Below are 3777 nucleotides of genomic sequence, written 5' to 3' on the forward strand. Positions count from 1 at the left end.
GCCTCGCCGAGGCCCGCGCGCGCGACGAGGCGCTCGCCGAGCACGTCGTGCCGAAGCCGCTGCTCGGCATCGCCCGCCGGCCGACCATGCGGCCGCTCGGGCGCGCGTGGCGGCTCGGCGCGCTCCTGCTCGAGCGCGACGGCTCCGTGTGGCGCACGGGCATCTCGACGCGCGTGACCGAGCCCGGCCGTCCGCAGTTCCACTCGGCGTCCGTCGAGCAGCGCCGCGCCTACCGGGCCGCGGCCCTCCACGGCGGCTTCCCCCTCGGCGAGACGGTGAACCACGGCGTCTCGCCCATCCCGCTCGACGAGGCGCTCATCGGCGCGGCTGGGCCGCTCACCGTGCGCGAGGGCCGGGCCCTCGTGCGCTGGGGCGCCGACGCCCCGGTGCCGCTCGAGCGCTACCTCGACGACCTCGCCGACCTGCTGCTGCACCCGCCCGAGGGCGCGTAGCGGCGACGCTCCCCGGGCCGGCGCGCGCGAGCGGCTACCGTCGTCGCATGCCCTCCACCGCGCATCCCTACTTCACCGCGCTCGGCGACGGCCGCTACCGGCCGAGCGAGCTCGCCGGAGGCGCGTGGCAGGACGGCGAGATCCACTTCGCGCCCCTCGGCGGCCTCCTCGCGCACGCGATCGAGCGGCACCGCGCCGCCGCGGGCGCCCCTCCCCTGCTGCTCGGCCGCATCGTCTTCGACATCCTGGGCCTGCTCGCGTTCGACGACGTCGCGATCCGGGTCGCGACCCGGCGACCGGGCCGGACGATCGAGCTCACCGAGGCCACCGCGGCCATCGCCGGCCGCGACGTCGCCGTCGCCCGCGCGTGGCACAGCGTGCCCGTCGACACCGCGCGCGTCGCCGGCGGCGAGGCTGCGCCGCTCGCTGCGCCCGAGGCGATGCAGCCCGCCGCGTTCGCCGCCGAGTGGGGCGGCGGCTACGTGCGGTCGGTCGAGCTGCGCGTGGCGGGCGACGGCGTGCCCGGCCGGAACCGAGCGTGGCAGCGCACCGCGCATCCGCTCGTCTCGGGCGAGGCCGTGAGCCCGCTCGCCCGCTGGATCGGGCTCGTGGACGGCGCGAACGGCATCGCCGTGCGCGAGCGGCCCGACGCGTGGATGTTCCCCAACCTCGATCTGACGATCCACCTGCACCGCCAGCCCGAGGGGCCGTGGGTGGGGTTCGACACGACCGTCGTCTTCGGGCCGAGCGGGCAGGGCACGACCCGCACCGCGCTGCACGACGCGCTCGGCCACGTCGGCGACGCGGCGCAGACGCTCACGGTCCGGCCGCTCGCGGATGCGGGAGCGACGCCGCCGTCCCGGTAGGGTCGCTCGCGGATGCCGCGCGACGGATCCGGGCCCGAGCACGACGAGACCGAGAAGAGACCATGGACCTGACGCCGCTGCAAGCCATCCTCGACGCCATCAGCGGCATCATCTGGGGCCCGTGGCTGCTCATCCCGCTGCTCGTGGGCACCGGCCTCTACCTCACGATCCGGCTCGGCGGCCTGCAGTTCTTGAAGCTCGGCGCGGGCCTGCGGCTCGGGCTGCTGCGCCGCAGCGACGACGGCGCGGAGGGCGACATCTCGCAGTTCCAGGCGCTCACGACGGCGCTCGCCGCGACGGTCGGCACCGGCAACATCGTCGGCGTCGCGACCGCGATCGGCATCGGCGGCCCGGGCGCGCTGTTCTGGATGTGGGTCACGGGCCTCGTCGGCATGGCGTCGAAGTACACCGAGGCCTACCTCGCCGTGCGCTTCCGGACGACCGACGAGGCGGGCGAGAAGTCCGGCGGCCCGCAGCACTACCTGCGCCGCGGCATCCGCGGCAGGCTCGGCGAGGTGCTCGCGGTCTCGTTCGCGATCTTCACCGTCATCGCGTGCTTCGGCATCGGCAACATGACGCAGGGCAACTCGATCGCCTCGAACGTCGAGTTCAGCTGGGGCGTGCCGACGTGGGTCACCGGGATCGTGCTCGCGGGCCTCACGCTCGTCGTGCTCGTCGGCGGCATCAAGTCGATCGGCCGCGTGACGGCCGCCTTCGTGCCGATCATGATCGTCTTCTACGTGCTCGGCGGCCTGTACATCCTCGCCGCGAACGTCACCGCGCTGCCCGCCGCGCTCGCCGAGGTGCTGACGGATGCGTTCACGGGCACGGCCGCGGTCGGCGGCTTCGCGGGCTCGGCGATCATCGTCGCCGTGCAGATGGGCGTCGCGCGCGGCCTGTTCTCGAACGAGTCGGGGCTCGGGTCGGCGGCGATCGCGGCGGCCGCCGCCCGCACGACCCACCCGGTGCGGCAGGGCCTCGTCTCGATGACCCAGACCTTCATCGACACGCTCATCGTCGTGAGCATCACCGGGCTCACGATCATCGTGACCGGGGTGTGGGACGACGTCGACGAGGCCGGCGAGCAGATCAGCGCCGCGCTCATGACGGGCGAGGCCTTCAGCTCGGGGCTCCCGGGCGAGTGGGGCCACTGGCTCGTCACGATCGGGCTCGTGATGTTCGCGTACTCGACGATCCTCGGCTGGTCGTACTACGGCGAGCGCAACGTCGAGCGGCTCTTCGGGCGCCGCCTCGTCATGCCGTTCCGCGTGCTCTTCTCGCTCGTGGTGCTCATCGGCTGCACGGTCGAGCTCGAGCTCGTCTGGACCTTCTCCGACATCGCGAACGGCCTCATGGCGCTCCCGAACCTCATCGGCCTGCTGCTGCTGTCGGGGCTCGTCGCGCGCGAGACGCGCCACTACCTGCGGCACGACCCGCGCCTCGAGGCGACGCGCGACGAGGTCGAGGCGTTCATGGCGGGCCAGCCGGGCTGGGACGAGTGGAAGGCGGGCGACGAGGTGGGCACCTCGCGCATCGACCTGCGCGCGACGCGCGACCGCGCGGGCGACACGGGCGAGCCGGAGCCCTCGAGCCGCGCGCGCGACTGATCAGCCGAGCACGGCGCACCGCGCCACGACCCAGTCGAGCAGCGCGTCGCGCTGCGCGTCGGGGCTCGGCAGCAGCAGGTCGACCGGCTCGCCGCCGCGCGTCGCGCGGATGCGGAAGAGCGTGCCCTGCTTGTCCTCGGCGACCGCGTGCAGGTCGCAGCGCCCGGGCACGAGCGGCACCTCGACCACGCTCGGCGGCGCGCCCGGCTCGAGGGCCGCGCCGACGGGCAGCGACTCGGTGCGGGTGCCGGATGCGTCGAGCGGCGCGAGCAGGGCCGTCGCGTCGACCGCGGCGATCGTGCCCGCCTCCCCCTGGGCCCGCGCGACCGGCGCGAGCTCGAGCCGCACGACCGCGGGACCGGAGCCGTCCGCCGGGATCGCCGGCTCGAGCCACGCGACGGCGGCGACGTCGCGCTCGAACGCGCGCAGGTCGCACTCGGCGTCGTCGAGGCGCTCGAGCTGCCCGAGCGGATCCTCGGGCGCCCCCTCGAGGCGGCGCCCGTCGGCGAGCTCGACGACCGCGCGGTGCTCGAGCGGCCCCGCGCCGCACACGGCCCGCGGCAGCTGCAGGCGCAGGTTCCGGCGCGCGCCCGCCGGGATCCGCGCGTCGTCGTCGCGCACCATCGGCGCGCTCCAGCGCGTCGACTCGTAGACCGCGCGCGTCACCTCGAGCAGCTCGTCGCCCTCGTTCGTGACCCGCAGCTCGATGTGCCCGCTCGTGACGTCGCCGCGCAGCTGCACGATCTCGAGCAGCACCCGCGCATCCGCCGCCGGCTCGGCCGACGGGGTCGGGGCCCGGGGCGCCTCGCCGCCCGCCGCGCAGGCGCCGAGCGCGAGCGCGGCGCCGACGAG

4 protein-coding genes are annotated in these 3777 nt (G+C 75.5%); 3 read left to right on the plus strand and 1 reads right to left on the minus strand.

What is annotated here, in order from left to right:
• The 3 genes from NWP09_RS12180 to NWP09_RS12190 form a co-directional block, all read left to right on the plus strand.
• On the plus strand, nucleotides 1–452 hold a 452-nt coding region (locus tag NWP09_RS12180), incomplete at its 5' end, for a hypothetical protein (RefSeq protein ID WP_258275769.1).
• A 47-nt stretch (nucleotides 453–499) separates the two neighbouring features.
• On the plus strand, nucleotides 500–1318 hold the full coding sequence (locus NWP09_RS12185; protein ID WP_258275770.1) for a thioesterase family protein: 819 nt from the start codon (nucleotides 500–502) through the stop codon (nucleotides 1316–1318).
• A gap of 62 nt (nucleotides 1319–1380) precedes the next feature.
• A complete protein-coding gene (locus tag NWP09_RS12190) occupies nucleotides 1381–2925 on the plus strand; it encodes a sodium:alanine symporter family protein (RefSeq protein ID WP_258275771.1) in 1545 nt (514 codons plus the stop codon).
• Here NWP09_RS12190 and NWP09_RS12195 read toward each other — a convergent pair.
• Nucleotides 2926–3777: hypothetical protein (locus NWP09_RS12195; RefSeq protein ID WP_258275772.1), on the minus strand; the 852-nt coding region annotated here is incomplete at its 5' end.

This window comes from Agrococcus sp. HG114 (assembly GCF_024723325.1).
Classification (GTDB): Bacteria; Actinomycetota; Actinomycetes; order Actinomycetales; family Microbacteriaceae; genus Agrococcus.